Source organism: Bradyrhizobium sp. 1 (assembly GCF_023073315.1).
GTDB lineage: Bacteria > Pseudomonadota > Alphaproteobacteria > Rhizobiales > Xanthobacteraceae > Bradyrhizobium.
The window spans coordinates 228663-247947 of sequence record NZ_JADPJH010000014.1 but is presented as its reverse complement, the minus strand read 5'-3'; the positions used below and the strand labels follow the sequence as shown (position 1 = coordinate 247947).

Below are 19285 nucleotides of genomic sequence, written 5' to 3'. Positions count from 1 at the left end.
CGATCGCACAAACAAAATCAGGCCGCCGAAGCAGCCTTATTTCTTGTCAGAGTGTCGCAAAATGCGGGATAGCACCCGGCTCAGATAGCGTCCAGCCCGGATTCGCCGGTTCGGATGCGGATCGCCTCTTCGATATTGGAGACGAAGATCTTGCCGTCGCCGATGCGCCCGGTTTGCGCGGCGCGTCGGATCGCGTCGATGGCGCGCTCGACCAGATCGTCGCCGATCACGATCTCGATCTTCACCTTGGGCAGGAAGTCGACGATGTATTCTGCGCCGCGGTAGAGCTCGGCATGACCCTTCTGGCGGCCAAAACCCTTGGCCTCGGTCACGGTGATGCCCTGAAGGCCGACTTCCTGAAGCGCTTCCTTCACCTCGTCGAGCTTGAACGGCTTGATGATGGCTTCGATTTTCTTCACTGCGCGCCTCCCGGCCTTATCGAACAAATAGCAACGTCTTCGTCAGGATGCGCTTTTCTTAACGCACGATCTTGTCTTCGCTATGCCGGGATGCCTGACCAGCCCAGCGGCGGCCGGTCACACCCTGATGAATGCCAGTGAGCACGACGAACCGAAGCGGCTTCCTCGAAAGCAGGGTCTATGCCAAGTTGCAAATGCCCTGATTATTGGAGCGTTATCAGCCTTTTAACGAGCATCCCTGATAGGTAGACCCGACCGGCTTAAAATACCTCAGACTACGAAATAGGCAAACGGTTCAATTCCTATGCAGATCATTGTTCCGGTGTATGGATCGGCACGGAACGTGCCTGTTGTAAAGGCGTTTGGACCAGGGAAGTGGCATGGAAGTTCTGACCAACGCTGAAATGCAGCGGGCCGACCAGCTCTCGATTGCGGCCGGCACGCCCGGCTTCAAGCTGATGCTGAGCGCGGGCCAGGCGGTCGCTGAGGCCGCCAATGCGCTGGTGGAGGAGGGGCCGATCCTGATCGTGGCCGGCCCCGGCAACAATGGCGGCGACGGTTTTGTCGCAGCCGCCGAGCTCGCCGCCCAGGGGCGGGAGGTCTCGATCATCCTGATGTGCGAGCGCGACCAGCTCCAGGGCGATGCGGCCTCCGCAGCGCGCGGCTGGAAGCACCCGGTGCTCCCGTTCAATCCGCAGGCGATCGGCAAGCCGGCGCTGATCATCGATGCGCTGTTCGGCGCGGGCCTCAGCCGTCCCGTCGAGGGCGAGGCGCGCGCAATGATCGAGGCGATCAACACCAATGGCGCGCCGGTCCTTGCGGTCGACCTGCCGAGCGGCATCAACGGCACCAGCGCCGCCGTGCTCGGCGTTGCGGTCAACGCGACCGAGACCGTCACCTTCTTCCGCAAGAAGCCGGCGCATCTCTTGCTGCCGGGCCGGATGCATTGCGGGCATGTACGCGTCGCCGACATCGGCATCGACGCGCAGGTGCTGGACGAGATCAGGCCTGAGATCTTCGAGAACGATCCGGATTTCTGGGGCGCGGCCTTTCCGGTGCCACGTATCGACGGCCATAAATACGCGCGAGGGCATGTACTCGCGGTATCAGGTGATATGGCCGCGACCGGAGCTGCGCGGCTTGCCGCGCGCGGGGCGTTGCGTGCGGGCGCGGGCCTGGTGACGCTCGCGAGTCCGCGCGATGCGCTTGCCATCAATGCGGCTGCGCTCACCGCGGTGATGGTACGCCCCGTCGATACCGCGATCGAGTTCGGCGAGCTGCTCGGCGACAAGCGTTACAACACCTGCATCATCGGCCCCGGTGCAGGCGTCGGTGATCGCACCTGCGACATGGTCCATACCGCGCTTAACGCGCAGCGGCATCTGGTGCTGGACGCGGATGCGCTGACGAGCTTTGCCGCGAATCCCGAGCGGCTGTTTGAGTCGATCAAATCCTCTGGCGACAGTGCTGTGGTGCTGACGCCGCATGAGGGCGAGTTTCCGCGCCTGTTCTCCGATCTCAGCAACAAGAATCCGGGCCGCTCCAAGCTCGAGCGCGTCCGCGCCGCCGCCGAGCGCTGTGGCGCGGTGGTGCTGCTGAAGGGCCCGGACACCACCATCGCCGCGCCCGACGGCCGCGCCACCATCGCCGCCAACGCGCCGCCATGGCTGGCCACGGGCGGCGCCGGCGACGTGCTCGCCGGCATCATTGCAGGCCTCCTGGCGCAAGGCGTGCCGGCCTTCGAGGCCGCCAGCATCGGTGTATGGATGCATGGCGAGGCGGGAAGTGAAGCAGGCCCGGGACTGATCGCGGAGGATCTGACCGAGACGCTGCCGGCCGTGCACCGGCGGATCTATGGTGCGCTCGGGGTGGAGTATTAGTGCTCAGACAGCTCGCGCTCGCCGACATGGGCGCAGCCGCGCAGGTCCACCGGACGGCGTTCGACCATGCGATGCCGTGGCTCGTCGGGCTGCATACGCCGGAAGAGGACCGCTGGTTCTATCGCGAGCGTGTCTTTCCGGCGTGCCGCGTGTGGGGACGTTTCGATGATGACGCCCTGAGCGGGATCATCGCCTTCCGCGACGACTGGGTCGAGCAGCTCTACGTGCGTCCGGCGGCCCAAGGCCGCGGCGTCGGCACCGAACTCCTCAACGTCGCCAAAGACGCCTGCGAACGGTTGGAGCTCTGGACCTTCCAGCGCAATGCGCCGGCACGGCGCTTCTATGAAGGGCGCGGATTTGCGCTGGTCGAGCAGACCGACGGGGCGCTGAACGAGGAGAAAGAGCCTGACGCCCGCTACCTCTGGACGCGTGCCAATCGATAGCGTCACTCCACCCCGTACCAGCGCACCAGCCGGGGCGCGGCCCAGTCGGTCACGACTGATTCGAGCAGCCATCGTCCGGGGGAGGTCGCCGCGAACGCGATGCGCTGGGTCTGGCCGGGCTCGATCGCGAGCGTATCGAGCCAATAAGGCTTCCAGCCATCGTCGAGCTTGTCGAGCAGGCGGAAATGGTGGCCGTGAAGATGGAAGACGGTCGCGACCGGGCCGGGGTTCTTGAGGGCCAGCACCACGGTGCGGCCGGCCTTGGCGCGGAACGTCGGGGCGGAGGCGGTCGAGACGTTCGCTGGCCGCGTCCAGCCGGCCTCGGGCACCCCGAGCGCGACGTCGAACCGCAGGGCGCCTCTCAGATCGAGCTTCTCGGGCATGTCGTTCAAAGGGAGGGGCTGAGGAGGCAACAGCGGCAGGCGCTCCAGCTTGCCTGATATCGTGAGGCTTCCGATCTGGTATGCCTTCTTGCCGTCATGGAGCAGGAATGGGGCCGACGTGGTCGCATCCACAAAGGCATCGGCACGCGCGCCGGGGGCCAGCACCAAGGCGCCGTTGCGCGCCGGGAATGGCTCTGCCGGTTGTCCGTCAAGGGCCATCATCTGGACCTCGTGGTTCTCCAATTTGATCGCCAGAACAGAGCGTTGGGAGCCATTGATAAAGCGCAGCCGCAGCCGCTCGCCGGCCGAAGCTGAAAGTTCGAATGAAGTCTTGCCGTTGATTGTATAGAGCGCCGTCGTGTCCTTCGGGTCTCGCCCCGGAGGAAGCGCGGTCCCATCCGGCCGCAGGCGCCATTCCTCGATCAGGAGGATCACGTCACGATCGACGGCGACCCGGCTGGACTCGGCGACGATGATCGGAAGCGGTCGCGCGGGCGCCTTCTGGCCGTCCTCGAAGAGCCGGAAGTCAGCCAGCAGGGTCCCTGCGTTTGGCGTTGAAATCATTGATGTTTCAGTCTTGTCCGGGGCCACCGGCGCGCGGCCCCGGAACTGGTCGGTCACGGCCGGAGCATTCAGGCCGTACCAGACTGGCGCAAGCGGCACAGGCAACTCGTTCCGGAAGACCAATTGGTAGCTGTCAAAACGCTTGAGACGGACGTCTCCAAGGTGGCTTACGGCGGCCAGCTCCCAGATTGGTGTAGCCGGCTGACCCGGCCTCAGATCCAGGGTCGCCGCCCTTGCCTGAAGCGCAAGCTGGGCGGTCACGAGCGGGCCCGCGCCGCCGGCCATCAGCCCGGCCGACGAGGCTCCAACGGAGGCTCCGAGCCCGGCTAAAACCTCACGTCTCGTCGGGGCAAAAATCCGCGTTTTCATGCGGCAATGCGGACCATGTGGCGCTGGATAAGTCCAGCCGCGATGCTTACCTCGAGCAGGCGTCCACACGGCCATTTTTTTGCTGCGAACAGGCGGGCACATGCTATAAGCCCGCCGCCCGCGGCATCGCGGCCGGTCTTGATGCAAATTTACGCGGGCGTGGCGGAACTGGTAGACGCGCTGGATTTAGGTTCCAGTGACGAAAGTTGTGGGGGTTCGAGTCCCTCCGCCCGCACCAAGCGCTTTCAGCGTTTGCACGGATTACTGAGGGGCCTCGCTCCGCGCGGATGTTTGTCCGCCTGGGGCCGGGTTCGATGAGCCACCGTCGTTGAGGCGTTTGCTTCGCGCCGGATCGATTAATGACAGCGTCCCGACGCGATAGCGTGCCGGGACCGAACGAGAAGAAGATTGGACGCCATGCAGGTCACAGAAACCCTCTCGGAAGGTTTGAAGCACGAGTTCAAGATCAGCGTTTCCGCGTCTGATCTCGACGCCAAGGCCGGCGCCAAGCTCGTCGACCTCAAGGACAAGGTCAAAATCAACGGCTTCCGTCCCGGCAAGGTGCCGGTCGCGCATCTCAAGAAGGTCTATGGCCGTTCGGTGATGGCCGAGACCATCGACCAGACCATTCGCGACACCAACACGCAGCTGTTCTCCGAGCGCGGCTTCAAGCTCGCGACCGAGCCGAAGATCACCATGCCGAGCGAGCAGGCCGAGGTCGAGGAGCTGCTGAACGGCAAAACCGATCTGACCTACACGGTCGCGATCGAGGTGGTGCCCGCGATCGCGCTCGCCGACTTCAAGGCCTTCCAGGTCGAGAAGCCCGTCGCTGATGTCTCCGACACCGACGTCGACGAGGCGATCAAGCGCATCGCCGACACCAACCGCGGCTATGCCGCGAAGGCAGAAGGCGCGAAGGCCGAATCGGGTGACCGCGTCACCATCAACTTCAAGGGCTCCATCAACGGCGAGCTCTTCGAGGGCGGCACCGGCGAAGGCATCCAGGTTGCGATCGGATCCAACACCTTCATCCCGGGTTTCGAGGAGCAACTCGTCGGCATCGGCGTCAACGAGACGCGCACGCTGAAAGTGTCGTTCCCCAAGAATTACATGAACGACAAGCTCGCCGGCCAGCCGGCCGAGTTCGAGACCACCGCGACCCTGATCGAATCGCCGCAGGACGTCGCGATCGACGACGAGTTCGCCAAGACCCTCGGCCTCGAATCGCTGGACAAGCTGAAGGAAGCCGCACGCGAGCGTCTCTCGGCCGAGTTCGCGGGTACAACGCGCCAGCGCGTCAAGCGCGCGCTGCTCGACCAACTCGACGAGGCCCATCGCTTCGAGGCGCCGCCCTCGCTCGTCGACGAAGAGTTCAACCTGATGTGGAACTCGGTCAAGGCCGAGATGGACTCCGCCGGCAAGACCTTTGCCGACGAGGACACCACTGAGGACAAGGCCAAGGAAGAGTACCGCAAGATCGCCGACCGCCGCGTCCGCCTCGGCCTCGTGCTCTCCGAGATCGGCGAGAAGAACAAGATCACCGTGACCGACGACGAGGTCGGCCGCGCCGTGATCGAACGCGCGCGCTCGATGCCCGGCCGCGAGAAGGAAGTCTGGGACTACTATCGCAGCAACGCCCAGGCGCTGGCCCAGCTTCGTGCACCGATCTACGAGGACAAGGTCGTCGACTTCATCCTCGAGCTCGCCAACGTGACCGAGAAGAAGGTTTCGCGCGAGGATCTTTACAAGGACGACGAGGCGGAAAAGACCGCTGCCTGAAGGCTTTGAACAAGCCTTCCATTAAGGATGATCAGCGGAAGGGCCCGGCTAGCCATGTGGTTGGCTGGGCCTTTTCGCGAGAATCAGCTTCAAGTGCCCGGTCGATTAAGCCTTAATTCGTTCCGCACTTGTCTGGCGTGAATTGGGCTATATCTGTCGGTACCTAATGCGTTCTGCCTCTACCAACTTCCTGCATCACGGGACGTCCATCCGCCTTCCGGCAAATCCAGCCAGACTGGCGATGTCCGCCTCTAAACCCTAGGTGATTCATGCGCGATCCGGTTGAAACCTACATGAACCTGGTGCCCATGGTGGTCGAGCAGACCAACCGTGGCGAGCGCGCCTACGACATTTTCTCGCGCCTTCTGAAAGAGCGCATCATCTTCCTGACCGGTCCGGTCGAGGACGGCATGTCGACGCTGATCGTCGCGCAGCTGTTGTTCCTTGAGGCGGAAAATCCGAAGAAGGAAATCTCGATGTACATCAACTCGCCGGGTGGCGTGGTGACGTCGGGCCTTGCGATCTACGACACCATGCAGTTCATCCGCCCGCCGGTCTCGACCCTGTGCACGGGCCAGGCCGCGTCGATGGGCTCGCTGCTGCTTTGCGCCGGCGAGAAGGACATGCGCTTCTCGCTGCCGAACGCGCGCATCATGGTGCACCAGCCCTCCGGCGGCTTCCAGGGCCAGGCCACCGACATCATGCTGCACGCCCAGGAAATCCTGAACCTGAAGAAGCGGCTCAACGAGATCTACGTGAAGCATACCGGCCAGACCTACAAGACGATCGAGGACGCGCTGGAACGCGACAAGTTCCTGACCGCGAACGACGCCAAGGAGTTCGGCCTGGTCGACAAGGTCATCGACAAGCGCATCGAAGAGCCTGCGGCGAAGGCCCCGTAGCACTACTGGTCTGTTACGGCGATCCCTCCTGAAAACTTTTGGGGATCCCGTAAGAGACCGTCAGGGGCGCGTTCACGTTAGGTACGTGTGCGCGCATTGCAAAACGGAGTTTTGCGCCCTGCGACAGGCAGAAAGTTCCGCTTTCGTGCTTGTTTTTCGTGGCAATCCAGCAACGTCGGGGTGATTTCGATCACTTCGCCCGTGCCAAGACCGGAAATCACGGTATTGTCACGGGTAGCCGGCGACCCCCGATTAGCGAATTCTTGATAGTCGGGTGACAGCATGGTTGGCTACGAATGATCGGCTATGATCGCGGGAGAATAAGTGACCGTGATTCGCACGGGATGTAACGCGTAGGGTCTTTTTTGGTACGGAATTTGCTCTATTTGAATCCCTTGCCCGCCGACGTATCGGGACGGGACGATCGAGCGGGATCGAACCGCGGACGGAGACATGAATGAGTAAGGTCGGCACGAGCGACTCCAAGAACACGCTATATTGCTCGTTCTGCGGCAAGAGCCAGCACGAAGTCCGCAAACTGATCGCGGGTCCCACGGTCTTCATTTGCGACGAGTGCGTTGAGCTCTGCATGGACATCATCCGTGAGGAAAACAAATCCTCGCTGGTGAAGTCGCGCGACGGCATTCCGACGCCGAAGGAAATCTGCAAGGTGCTGGACGATTACGTGATCGGACAGAGCCATGCGAAGAAGGTCCTGTCGGTCGCGGTGCACAACCACTACAAGCGCCTCAACCACCAGACCAAGCACAACGACGTCGAGCTTGCGAAGTCGAACATCCTGCTGATCGGTCCGACCGGTTCGGGCAAGACGCTGCTCGCGCAGACGCTCGCCCGAATCCTGGACGTTCCGTTCACGATGGCGGATGCGACGACGCTGACCGAAGCCGGCTATGTCGGTGAGGACGTCGAGAACATCATCCTGAAGCTGCTCCAGGCCGCCGACTACAATGTCGAGCGTGCCCAGCGCGGCATCGTCTATATCGACGAAATCGACAAGATCAGCCGCAAGTCTGACAATCCCTCGATCACGCGCGACGTGTCGGGTGAGGGCGTGCAGCAGGCGCTGCTCAAGATCATGGAAGGCACGGTGGCTTCGGTCCCGCCGCAGGGCGGCCGCAAGCATCCACAGCAGGAATTCCTGCAGGTGGACACCACCAACATCCTGTTCATCTGCGGTGGTGCGTTCTCTGGCCTGGAAAAGATCATCTCGGCACGCGGACGCTCGACCTCGATCGGGTTCGCAGCCCAGGTGCTCGCGCCGGAAGACCGCCGCACCGGCGAGATCTTCCGCCACGTCGAGCCCGAGGATCTGCTGAAGTACGGCCTGATCCCGGAGTTCGTCGGCCGTCTGCCGGTGGTCGCGACGCTCGAGGATCTCGATGAGGCCTCGCTGAAGAAGATCCTGGTCGAACCGAAGAACGCGCTGGTGAAACAGTACCAGCGGCTGTTCGAGATGGAGAACATCGAGCTGACCTTCGCCGACGAGGCGCTTGGCGCGGTCGCCCGCAAGGCGATCGAACGCAAGACCGGCGCGCGTGGTCTGCGTTCGATCCTCGAGGCGATCCTGCTCGAGACCATGTTCGACCTGCCGGGTCTGGAAGGTGTGGAAGAAGTCGTGATTTCCCGCGAAGTCGTGGAAGGAACGGCGCGTCCGCTCTACATCTACGCCGATCGGTCCGATCGCGCCGTCGAGAACGCCAGCGCCTGATTTCTCGGCGCTGGAACGCTCCAATCGTCTTTGATAGTAGCGGCTGCGGAAAGGTTCTCCGCAGCCGGTGTTGCGTCGCTTGTTCGCGTGCGTAAGCGCCTGATGGCGCGCGTCTTTCAATGACTTGACACCCCCCCGGTCGATAGCCACCTAATGTCGGTGGCGAGCGAGAATTCTGTTCAAGATTCGCCTCAGTTCCGATCTGGCAAGCTTGGTCCAACCTGCGAATGGTAGACCGGTCTTTTAGATCACCTCGGCACCTTGTGGCGGTTGCGCATGAGCATGGCGGGCTGCGTGCAAGGGGGCAAAGCAAAAGGAAAAGGCCATGACCAATCCAAAACCGCGGCCGACCATCGTTCATGGCGAAACGCACGCCTATCCCGTGCTGCCCCTGCGCGACATCGTCGTCTTCCCGCACATGATCGTTCCGCTCTTCGTCGGCCGCGAGAAGTCGATCCGCGCGCTCGAAGAGGTGATGAAGAACGACGCGCTGATCATGCTCGCGACGCAGAAGAACGCGTCCGACGACGATCCGGCGCCCGATTCCATTTACGAGACCGGTACGCTTGCCAGCGTGCTCCAGCTCTTGAAGCTTCCCGACGGCACCGTGAAGGTGCTGGTCGAAGGCCTCGAGCGTGCGCGCGTGCAGAAGTATACCGATCGCGCCGAATATTATGAAGCAACAGCCGTTGCGCTCGCCGACACCGATGGCAAGTCGGTCGAGGCGGAAGCCATGTCGCGCTCTGTCGTGTCCGACTTCGAGAGCTATGTGAAGCTCAACAAGAAGATCTCGGCCGAGGTCGTCGGTGTCGTGCAGGCGATCACCGATTTTGCCAAGCTCGCCGACACCGTCGCTTCGCATCTCGCCGTCAAGATCGCGGATCGCCAGCAGATCCTGGAGACGCTGTCCGTCACCACGCGCCTGGAGAAGGTGCTGGGCCTGATGGAGAGCGAGATCTCGGTGCTGCAGGTCGAGAAGCGCATCCGCTCGCGCGTCAAGCGCCAGATGGAGAAGACCCAGCGCGAGTACTATCTCAACGAGCAGATGAAGGCGATCCAGAAGGAACTCGGCGACGACGAAGGTCGCGACGAGCTCGCCGATCTCGAAGAGAAGATTTCGAAGACCAAGCTCTCCAAGGAAGCCCGCGAAAAAGCGCAGCACGAGTTGAAGAAGCTGCGCCAGATGTCGCCGATGTCCGCGGAAGCGACCGTCGTGCGCAACTATCTGGACTGGCTGCTGTCGATCCCGTGGAACAAGAAGTCCAAGGTCAAGAAGGACCTGGAATCGGCACAGGCGACCCTCGACTCCGATCACTACGGGCTGGAGAAGGTCAAGGAACGCATCGTCGAGTATCTCGCGGTGCAGTCGCGCGCCAACAAGTTGACCGGCCCGATCCTGTGCCTCGTTGGGCCTCCCGGCGTCGGCAAGACCTCGCTCGGCAAGTCGATCGCGAAGGCGACGGGGCGCGAATTCGTGCGCGTCTCGCTCGGCGGCGTGCGCGACGAGGCCGAGATCCGCGGTCACCGCCGCACCTATATCGGCTCGATGCCCGGCAAGATCATCCAGTCGATGCGGAAGGCGAAGTCGTCCAATCCGCTGTTCCTGCTGGACGAGATCGACAAGATGGGCGCCGATTTCCGCGGCGATCCGTCCTCGGCTTTGCTCGAGGTCCTCGACCCCGAGCAGAACGCGACGTTCAACGACCATTATCTCGAGGTCGACTACGATCTGTCCAACGTGATGTTCATCACGACCGCGAATACGCTCAATATTCCGGGACCGCTGATGGACCGCATGGAGATCATCCGGATCGCGGGCTACACCGAGAACGAGAAGGTCGAGATCGCGCGCAAGCATCTGATCCCGACCGCGGTGTCCAAGCATGGCCTGGACTCCAAGGAGTTCTCGATCGACGACGACGCGCTGCTGCTGTTGATCCGCCGCTACACCCGCGAAGCGGGCGTGCGTAATCTGGAGCGTGAGCTTTCGACACTCGCCCGCAAGGCGGTGAAGGAGCTGATGATTTCCAAGAAGAAGACGGTCAAGGTCACCGAGAAGACTCTGGAAGAGTTGCTCGGCGTGCCGAAGTACCGCTACGGCGAGATCGAGAGCGAGCCGCAGATCGGCATCGTCACCGGTTTGGCCTGGACCGATGTCGGCGGCGAGCTCCTGACCATCGAAGGCGTCATGATGCCCGGCAAGGGCAAAATGACGGTCACGGGAAACTTGCGCGACGTCATGAAGGAATCGATCTCCGCGGCGGCGTCCTATGTCCGCTCGCGCGCGATCGTCTACGGCATCGAGCCGCCGCTGTTCGACCGGCGCGACATCCACGTGCACGTGCCCGAAGGCGCGACGCCGAAGGACGGTCCGTCTGCGGGCGTGGCCATGGCCACCGCGATCATCTCGGTCATGACCGGCATCCCGGTCCGGCACGATGTCGCGATGACCGGCGAGATCACGCTGCGCGGTCGCGTGCTGCCGATCGGCGGTCTGAAGGAGAAGCTGCTGGCTGCGGCCCGCGGCGGCATCAAGACGGTGCTGATCCCCGAGGACAACGCCAAGGATCTCACGGAGATTTCCGATGCGATCAAGGGCGGCATGGAGATCATTCCGGTCTCCAGACTGGACGACGTCGTCGCCAAGGCGCTGGTCAAGAAGCCCGTGCCGATCGTCTGGGAAGAGGACACCAAGGTGACGGTGAAGCCGGACGGCGACGAAGCCGCCGGCGGCCTGACCGCTCACTGAGATCGCAATCGGAAAAGATGATAAAACGGCGCCTTCGGGCGCCGTTTTTGTTTTGAGGGCTAGCGATGCAGATCGACGGGCAATGCCATTGCGGGCAGATCACCTTCGAGGCCGAGGTCGATCCCGAGGCGGTCTCGGTGTGCCATTGCACCGACTGCCAGAGCCTGACCGGATCGCCGTTCCGGGTCACCGCGATCTGCACCGAGGCCGACGTCAGGCTGACCGCCGGCACGCCAAAAGTCTACGGCAAGCGCGGCGACAACGGCCGGACGCGCTTCCAGCATTTTTGCGCCGATTGCGGTTCCCCGCTGTTCACCAGCGGTGAGGGCGACCAGGCCGACGATTGGGGTATCCGTTGGGGATCGATCCGCCAGCGCGACACATTGCGCCCCGTGAGGCAGATCTGGTGCCAGTCGGCCGCGGTGTGGATCGACGCAGTGCCGTTGCTGCCGGGCCGGCCGGGGGATTGATGTTCCGGACTTGCCGACCAAGGGCGGGTGGGGATAAAGAGGCGCCGTGGGGCGATTAGCTCAGCGGTTAGAGCATCTCGTTTACACCGAGAGGGTCCGCGGTTCGAATCCGTGATCGCCCACCAGCCCGCGCTCGCGAAGCGGAGCAGGCTGCCACGCCGGAGCCCAACGGGCGGAGGCGGGCTTCCCGCCGCAAGCTCCGGCGCGGCAAGCCAGCCTTCGCGATGAGTGTCGACTTCGAGCGAGGGAAGCCCCAATGGAACAGCCAAGCGGACACGAGCAGAACGCCGACCAGATCGCTTACTGGAACGGACCGAGCGGGCAGCGCTGGGCTGATCGTGCGACGGCGCAGGAAAGTCTGCTTGGGCCGATCGCGGACGCCCTTATCGCGCGCGCGAAACCAAGGCCGGGCGAGCGCGTGATCGACGTCGGCTGCGGCTCTGGTGCGACGACGTTCGCGTTCGCGAAGGCGGTCGCGCCTGATGGATTCGCACTGGGCCTCGACGTCTTCGAGCCGATGTTGTCGCAGGCGCGCGCGTTTGCGCCAAAAGGGCTGCCGCTGGATTTCGCGCTGGCGGATGCAACGGTGCATCCGTTCGAGCCGGCGAGCTTTGACTTGCTTGCCTCGCGCTTCGGCGTGATGTTCTTCGCCGATCCGATCGCGTCCTTCACCAATCTCCGCCGGGCACTGAAGCCGACCGGACGACTCGCCTTCGCCTGCTGGCGCGAGCCGAAGGAAAATCCGTGGATGATGGCGCCGCTGATGGCGGTCTACAAACACGTGCCGAAAATGCCGCCGGTCGGGCCGGAGGAGCCGGGCCCGTTCGCTTTCGCCTCGGAAGAGCGCGTGACGCGCATTTTGAAAGGCGCTGGTTTCGTCGACGTGGCGATGGAGCCGCAGAATCTTCCGATGGATGTCGCCATCGGCGGCGGCCTCGACGCTGCCGTCGAAGGCTCGCTACAGATCGGCCCCGCCAGCCGCGCGCTGCAGGGCCATCCGCCGGAGACGTACGCAGCGGCAAAGGCCTCGATCCGCGAGATGCTCGCGCCGTTTCTGAAGGGACAGTCGGTGGCGCTCCAGGGCGCGATCTGGATCGTGACGGCGAAGGCGGGGTAGCTCCCCTCACACCACATCATCCGGCGCCAGCGCGCAGCCATTGTCGGGATGGGTCTCAACCTGAAGCGTAGTGTGGCCGATGCGGAAGGACGTCTTCAGCAGCTGCGCGGTTTCCATCAGGAAAGCATCGCCGCCACCTGCGGGGATCACGAGATGGCAGGTCAGCGCCGTCTCGGTGGTCGAGATCGGCCAGACGTGGAGATCGTGGATCGCGCTCACACCGGGACGCGCGAGCAAAAACGCCTTGATCGCGGCAAGATCGGTGCCCTTGGGGGCGGCTGCCATCGACATGTCGATGGAGCCGCGCAGCAGGCTGGTGGTGCTCCAGAGGATGGTGACGCAGATGACGAGGCTGGTGACGGGATCGAGCCAGAGCCAGCCGGTCCAGATGATCAGCGCCGCCGAGACCGCGACACCAAGCGAGACCGCAGCGTCAGCGGCCATGTGCAGATAAGCGCCTTCGATGTTGATGTCGTCCTTGCGTCCGCTCGCGAACAGCATGGCGGTAAAACCGTTGATGAGGATGCCGATGCCGGCCACCACCATCACGGTCACGCCGGCGACCGGCTCCGGTTCGCGCAGGCGCAGGATTGCCTCCCAGCCGATCGCGCCGGTAGCGACCAGCAGGAACACGGCATTCGCAAGCGCCGCCAGGATCGTGGAGGCGCGCAGTCCATAGGTGAAGCGGCCGCTCGGCGCGCGCCTCGCCGCGATCGATGCGCACCAGGCTACGATCAGCCCGAGCACGTCGGACAGATTATGGCCGGCATCTGCCAGCAGCGCGGTGGAGTTGCCGAGATAGCCGTAGACGGCTTCCGCCACGACCAGCGCGGTGTTGAGGGCAATGCCGATCGCAAAGGCCTTGCCGAAATTGGCCGGCGTATGGACATGCCCGTGGCCAGGACCAAGAGCATGGCTGTGGTCGTGACCATGATCATGCCTGTGGCCGGCATGCTCATGGCTGTGGTGGTCGTGGCTGCCCAAACCTAGCGCTCCCCGGAAGCCGCCAAATCAGCCGCCATTGTAGGCGTTTCGTTTGCGACGTCACGGCGGAACAGCACGTAGAGCGCCGGCAGCACCAGCAGCGTCAGCACGGTCGAGGAGATGATGCCGCCGATCACCACGGTCGCGAGCGGCCGCTGCACCTCGGCGCCGGCGCCGGTGGCGAGCGCCATCGGCACGAAGCCGAGCGAGGCCACCAGCGCCGTCATCAGCACCGGCCGCAGCCGTGTCAGCGCACCCTCGCGCACGGCCTCGGCGACCGGCCGCCCCTCGCTGCGCAGCCGCTCGATGAAGGCGATGATGACGAGCCCGTTGAGCACGGCGACGCCCGACAGCGCGATAAAGCCGACCCCGGCGCTGATCGACAGGGGGATGCCGCGCAGCAGCAGCGCCGCAACGCCCCCGGTCAGCGCCAGCGGCACGCCGGAGAATACCAGCGCCGCATCGGCCGCCGATCCCATGCCCATGAACAGCAGCAAAAACACCAGCAGCAACGCGACCGGCACGACAATGGTCAACCGCTTGGTCGCCGAGACCAGTTGCTCGAACTGTCCGCCCCAGCCGATCCAATAGCCGGGCGGGAGCTTGACCTTCTCGGCGACGGCGGCTTCCGCCTCGCTCACGAACGAGCCGAGATCGCGCGCGCGGACATTGGCGGTGACGACGATCCGCCGCTTGCCGTTTTCGCGGCTGATCTGGTTCGGGCCGGGCGTCGCATCGACGGTGGCGACCGACGACAGCGGCACATAGCGCATCTGGGCGAGGGGAGAGGCAGGCAATGCCGTTCGAATCGGAGCGCTCGCGTCCTCGCTCGGCGGCAGCGGGATCGGGATGGCCCTGATGGCATCGAGATTGCCACGCAGATGCTCCGGCAGGCGCACGACGATATCGAAACGGCGATCGCCTTCGAACAGCTTTCCGGCCGACTTGCCGCCCACCGCGATTTCGACGATGCCCTGCACCTCGCCGATGCTGAGGCCATAGCGGGCAAGCGCCTGGCGATCGAGGCGCACGGTGAGGATCGGCAGGCCCGAGACCTGCTCGATCTTGATGTCGCTGGCACCGCGGATGCCGCGGATCGCGGCCTCGACCTGCTTGGCCGCGCCTTGCAGGATGTCGAGGTCGTCGCCGAAGACTTTTATGCCGACATCGCTGCGCACGCCGGAGATCAGCTCGTTGACGCGAAACTGGACCGGTTGGGAGATTTCATAGGCGCTACCGGGAATGTCGTCGGCGGCCTTGTCGATGGCGTCGATCACCTCCGATTTCGGCTTGTCGGGGTCGGGCCATTCGGCGCGCGGCTTCAGCATGACGTAGCCATCGGTCTGCGCCGGTGACATCGGATCGGTGGCGACCTCCGCGGTGCCGATGCGGGTGAAGAACTCCTTTACCTCCGGAATCTGCATGATGCGCTTTTCCAGCGCCTTCTGGAGGTCCAGCGACTGGGTGAGGCTGGTGCCGGGAATCCGGATCGAGGCCAGCGCCACGTCGCCTTCGTCCAGGCTCGGAATGAACTCGCCGCCCATGCGCGAGGCGGCGACACCGCTCGCAACCACGATGAGTGCGGCCATGATGGCGACCGCGCCGCGGTTATCGATGGCAAAGCGGAGCAGGGGAAGATAGGCGCGCTTCGCCACCCGCATGAACAGGTTCTCGTGTTCCGACACCTTGCCGGTGACGAAGATGGCGACTGCCGCCGGCACGAAGGTGATGGAGAACAAAGCGGCGGCGCCGAGCGCCATCAGCACGGTCAGCGCCATCGGCGTGAACATCTTGCCCTCGACGCCGGTCAGCGTCAGCACGGGCAAATAGACCACCGCGATGATCAGCGTTCCGAACAGGCTCGGCTTGATGACCTCGCGCGACCCGCGCAGGATCGTGCGCAGCCGTTCGGGGGTGGAGAGCAGGCCGCCTTTCTCGCGCTGGGCCACGGCCAGCATCCGCAGGCAGTTCTCGACGATGATCACGGCGCCGTCGACGATGATGCCGAAGTCGATCGCACCCAGGCTCATCAGGTTGGCGCTGACTTTTGTCTCCACCATGCCGGTGATGGTCATGGCCATCGAGAGTGGAATGACGCAGGCCACCACGAGCGCGGCCCGGATGTTGCCGAGGATCAGGAACAGCACTGCCACGACGAGGGCCGCGCCTTCCAGCAGGTTGTTTTCGACGGTGCGGACCGTGGCCTCGACCAGATGCGTGCGGTCGTAGACGGTTCGCGTCACGACGCCGTCGGGCAGCGATTTGGCGATGTCTTCCAGCCGGGCCGCGACACGGCGCGCCACCGTGCGGCTGTTCTCGCCGATCAGCAGCATGGCGGTGCCGAGCACGGTTTCCTCGCCGTCGCGGGTCGCTGCGCCCGTGCGCAGGTCGCGGCCTTCGGTGACGTCTGCAACATCCCTGATCCTGACGGGATTGCCGCCGCGCGAGCCGATCACGATGTCCTGGATCTCGCTGATATTGCCGACCTGGCCTGGCGAGCGGACCAGATATTGCTCGCCATTGCGCTCGATATAGCCGGCGCCGACATTGGCGTTGTTGGCGGCCAGCGCCGTCATGACGTCGCGGAAGCCGAGCCGGTAGGCCATCAGCTTGCCGGTGTCAGGCAGCACGTGGAATTGCCGCTCGAAGCCGCCGATGGTGTTGACCTCGATCACCCCCGGTACGTTGCGGAGCTGCGGCCGGATGATCCAGTCCTGCACGGTGCGGAGCTCCGTCAGCGAATAGTCGTGGCCGGCTTGCGTCTTCGCGCCCGCCTTCGCTTCGACGGTGTACATGAAGATTTCGCCAAGCCCGGTCGAGAGCGGGCCCATCGCGACCTCGATGCCGGCCGGAAGCTGGTCTTTCACCTGCTGGATGCGTTCGCCCACGAGCTGGCGGGCGAAGTAGATGTCGGTGCCGTCCTTGAACACGACCGTCACCTGGCTGAGGCCATAGCGCGACAGCGACCGCGTGTAGTCGAGTTTTGGCAGGCCGCCCATCGCGGTCTCGACGGGGAAGGTGATGCGCTGCTCGGTCTCCAGCGGGGAATAGCCGGGGGCGCGGGTGTTGATCTGGACCTGGACATTGGTGATGTCAGGCACGGCGTCGATCGGAAGGCGCTGGAAATTCCAGGCCCCGAACGCGACGGCGCCGAGCGCGAGCAGCAGGACCAGCCAGCGCTGTTGCAGCGAGACCGCGATGAGACGCTCAATCATGCTCGGCCTCGCCCTTGCCCATCTCCGCCTTCACGACAAAGCTGTTTTCCGCGACGTAATGCTCGCCGGCCGAAAGGCCCGCCTTGATCTCGACATGGCGCGGATCGGAATCGCCAAGCTCGACCGGGCGCGCCTCGATCTTGTCGCCGTCCTCGCGGACAAACACGATGGTCCGGTTCTCCAGCGTCTGGATTGCGCTTTTGCGCACGGCGACCGCGACGTTGCGGGCGGCCAGGATCAGCCGTGCCGTGACGAACAGGCCGGGCCGCAGCCGGCCGTCGGGATTTGGAAGCACGACGCGCGCGAGCGCGGTCTGGGTGTCGCTCGAGCCGATCGGCGCGATATAAGAGATCGTGCCCTTGATCTCGCCGCGGCCGTCGTCGGGATCGATCAGCACCTCGTCGTTAAGGCGAACGCGCCTGAGATCCTGCCGGTAGATGGAGAGGTCGACCCAGATGGAGGAGAGGTCGGCGACGACGAAGGCTGGCTTCTGCTCGGAGGCGTATTCGCCGAGCGAGATCTGGCGCTCGATGACGGTGCCCGCGATCGGCGCCTTCAGCTCATAGACGGTCAGGCTCTGGTTGCTCTCGATGGTGGCGAGCAGATCGTCCTTGCCAACCCTGTCGCCGATGCGCTTCTGGATCGATTTTGCAATTCCGGGAAAGCGCGGCGTGACCTGAACGACTGCCTCCTGGTTGGCGCGCAAGATGCCGTTGAAGGACAGCGTATCAGTCAGCGTCGCGCTCGCGGCCTCCGCCAGCACAACGCCGGCGGCGGCGAGCTTGACGTCGGAGATGCGGATGCGGTCGGCGCCGTGCTCGTCCTGCTCGACGTGGTCGTTCGGCTTCTCCGGCTTCTTCTCCTCGGCGTGCTCGGTGTGCGTCACCTTGGCCGGAGCGAGCAGGGAAGTGCCGTAAGCGCCGAGCGCGGCGGCAACGATAGCGACGAGGATGGTGGAGGATGTCTTCATCGTGCGCCCTCCCGGGCCAGCGCAAAGGGATTGCCGACGAGGCCTTCGATGGTGGCGACGCCCGCGTGGAAGTTCTGGAGCGCCTCCTGCTCGCGCAGCCGCGCCTGGGTCACGCTGGCCTGGGCGTCGAGCACTTCGAGCAGGGTGAAGCGGCCCTGTCCGTAGCCCTGCGCGATTGCGTCCGAAGCTTCCGTGGCCTTGGGAATTGCAGTCTCGCGCAGCACCGCGAGCTCGCGTAGCGAGCCTTGCAGCGAGTCGTAGGCGCGGCCTGCCACCACGATCAGCGTGTTGCGGTTGGCCTCGCGCTCGGCTTTGGTTTTCGCGAGGCTCTCCTGGGCCGAGAGGATGTTGCCCTGGTTCTGATCGAATACAGGAATCGGCACCGAGACGGTGAGGCGCATCGCGTCGCCATTGGTCTCGTTGAAATGGCGCCAGCCGGCCGCGATCCGCACGTCGGGATAGGGCCTGAGCCTTGCCATCAGCAGCTCGGCATTGCGCTGGGCATAGACGGCAGTCCAGCGCACAAGCTGCGGATTGGCGTCGATGGCGGCGACGACCGACTGGAATGTCGGCGTCTTACCCATGATGTCGAGCCGGCCGGAGACCTCGCCGAATTTCGCGGCGGGATCGCCCATCAGCACCGCAAGCTCGCGCCGGGCGCTCGCCAGCGTCGCCTTGAAGCGTTCGCGATCGGCTTTCACCAGCGCGGACGCCACCTCGGCGCGACCGGTCTCGGCCGGTGAGGAGGCGCCGGCTTCGACGCGGCGGCGCAGCAGCGGCGTCAACCGGTCGATCGCGGTGATCTGCTCGTCGAGGATCTGGATCCGCCGCTGTGCGCCGAGCACGCTGAGGAAGGCGATCGCGGTTTCCGACAGCACCTCAAGCCTGACGGCCTTGCGCTGGATCGCGGCAACCTCGATGCCGGCCGCGCCCGCGGCAATCCGCGCGTCGCGCTTGCCGAACAACTCAAAGGCCTGGCTGATCTGGAGCGTGGTCTCGGCCGATCTGGTGCCGCGATAGTTGCCCGAGCCGAACGAATTATCCTGCTCATAGGACAGTTCCGGATTGAGCAGGGCGCCCGCCTGGATGCGCTGGCCCGTCGCGATGCCGACATCGCGCTCCGCCGCCGTCAGGCGCGGGCTTGCGGCCAGTGCGCGCGACAGCGCCGCGCGCATCGTCAGGGTCTGGGCGTGCGCGTGCCGCGTCAGCCAGGGGCCAACGAAAATCGCCATCGCGCACGCAAGGCGCGCGGCAGTCCGTCTGCAAGACATGAAGATGACCTGTGAACAAAAGCATCGTGGGCGCGCGAGCG

Annotated in this window: 14 protein-coding genes and 2 tRNA genes; 10 read left to right on the top strand and 6 right to left on the bottom strand. The window is 64.4% G+C overall.

What is annotated here, in order from left to right; genetic code table 11:
• Positions 1–80: 80 nt before the first annotated feature.
• Positions 81–419: a P-II family nitrogen regulator gene (locus IVB29_RS09760; protein WP_007603495.1), complete on the bottom strand. Its 339-nt coding sequence runs from the start codon at positions 417–419 to the stop codon at positions 81–83.
• A gap of 380 nt (positions 420–799) precedes the next feature.
• Here IVB29_RS09760 and IVB29_RS09755 point away from each other — a divergent pair, with 380 nt between their 5' ends.
• The gene (locus IVB29_RS09755; RefSeq protein ID WP_247503183.1) at positions 800–2299 is read left to right on the top strand and encodes an NAD(P)H-hydrate dehydratase; all 1500 of its coding nucleotides are present in this window, start codon (positions 800–802) and stop codon (positions 2297–2299) included.
• Positions 2299–2742 (top strand): GNAT family N-acetyltransferase, encoded by a 444-nt coding sequence (locus IVB29_RS09750; protein ID WP_247503182.1) that lies wholly within the window; start codon positions 2299–2301, stop codon positions 2740–2742. Before IVB29_RS09755 ends, IVB29_RS09750 begins: the two co-directional genes overlap by 1 nt.
• Before the next feature lie 2 nt (positions 2743–2744).
• Here the strand turns inward: IVB29_RS09750 and IVB29_RS09745 are convergent, their stop codons facing one another.
• Entirely contained in the window at positions 2745–4058 is a 1314-nt protein-coding gene (locus IVB29_RS09745; protein ID WP_247503181.1) for a multicopper oxidase domain-containing protein, read from the bottom strand.
• Between the two features lie 153 nt (positions 4059–4211).
• On the opposite strand from IVB29_RS09745, the gene IVB29_RS09740 reads away from it, so the two are divergent.
• The 8 genes from IVB29_RS09740 to IVB29_RS09705 all read left to right on the top strand — a co-directional run bounded on the left by IVB29_RS09740 (position 4212) and on the right by IVB29_RS09705 (position 12804).
• Positions 4212–4296, top strand: a tRNA-Leu gene (locus IVB29_RS09740).
• Between the two features lie 179 nt (positions 4297–4475).
• A complete protein-coding gene (gene tig, locus IVB29_RS09735; RefSeq protein WP_247503180.1) occupies positions 4476–5837 on the top strand; it encodes a trigger factor in 1362 nt (453 codons plus the stop codon).
• A gap of 269 nt (positions 5838–6106) precedes the next feature.
• Positions 6107–6739, top strand: a complete 633-nt coding sequence (locus tag IVB29_RS09730) for an ATP-dependent Clp protease proteolytic subunit (protein ID WP_247503179.1) — start codon at positions 6107–6109, stop codon at positions 6737–6739.
• 457 nt (positions 6740–7196) lie between these two features.
• A complete protein-coding gene (gene clpX, locus IVB29_RS09725) occupies positions 7197–8468 on the top strand; it encodes an ATP-dependent Clp protease ATP-binding subunit ClpX (protein WP_247503178.1) in 1272 nt (423 codons plus the stop codon).
• 325 nt (positions 8469–8793) lie between these two features.
• Positions 8794–11217 carry an endopeptidase La gene (lon, locus tag IVB29_RS09720; protein ID WP_247503177.1) on the top strand — a complete coding sequence of 808 codons (2424 nt, stop codon included), beginning with the start codon at positions 8794–8796 and terminating at the stop codon, positions 11215–11217.
• A gap of 65 nt (positions 11218–11282) precedes the next feature.
• Positions 11283–11687: a GFA family protein gene (locus IVB29_RS09715; protein WP_247503176.1), complete on the top strand. Its 405-nt coding sequence runs from the start codon at positions 11283–11285 to the stop codon at positions 11685–11687.
• A gap of 49 nt (positions 11688–11736) precedes the next feature.
• Positions 11737–11812, top strand: a tRNA-Val gene (locus IVB29_RS09710).
• 131 nt (positions 11813–11943) lie between these two features.
• Positions 11944–12804 (top strand): methyltransferase domain-containing protein, encoded by an 861-nt coding sequence (locus IVB29_RS09705; RefSeq protein WP_247503175.1) that lies wholly within the window; start codon positions 11944–11946, stop codon positions 12802–12804.
• A 6-nt stretch (positions 12805–12810) separates the two neighbouring features.
• On the opposite strand, the gene IVB29_RS09700 is transcribed toward IVB29_RS09705, so the two are convergent.
• From IVB29_RS09700 to ihpA, 4 genes are read right to left on the bottom strand one after another with little or no spacing between them, the layout of a single operon-like run.
• A complete protein-coding gene (locus tag IVB29_RS09700) occupies positions 12811–13788 on the bottom strand; it encodes a cation diffusion facilitator family transporter (protein ID WP_247503174.1) in 978 nt (325 codons plus the stop codon).
• A 2-nt stretch (positions 13789–13790) separates the two neighbouring features.
• Positions 13791–17003, bottom strand: coding sequence for a CusA/CzcA family heavy metal efflux RND transporter (locus IVB29_RS09695; RefSeq protein WP_247503173.1), 3213 nt, complete (start codon positions 17001–17003; stop codon positions 13791–13793).
• Complete coding sequence (gene ihpB, locus IVB29_RS09690) at positions 16996–17973, bottom strand: divalent metal ion exporter adaptor subunit IhpB (RefSeq protein ID WP_247503172.1); 978 nt, start codon at positions 17971–17973, stop codon at positions 16996–16998. The genes IVB29_RS09695 and ihpB overlap by 8 nt, the downstream gene beginning before the upstream one ends.
• Complete coding sequence (gene ihpA, locus IVB29_RS09685) at positions 17970–19244, bottom strand: divalent metal ion exporter subunit IhpA (RefSeq protein ID WP_247503171.1); 1275 nt, start codon at positions 19242–19244, stop codon at positions 17970–17972. The genes ihpB and ihpA overlap by 4 nt, the downstream gene beginning before the upstream one ends.
• Positions 19245–19285: the final 41 nt, after the last annotated feature.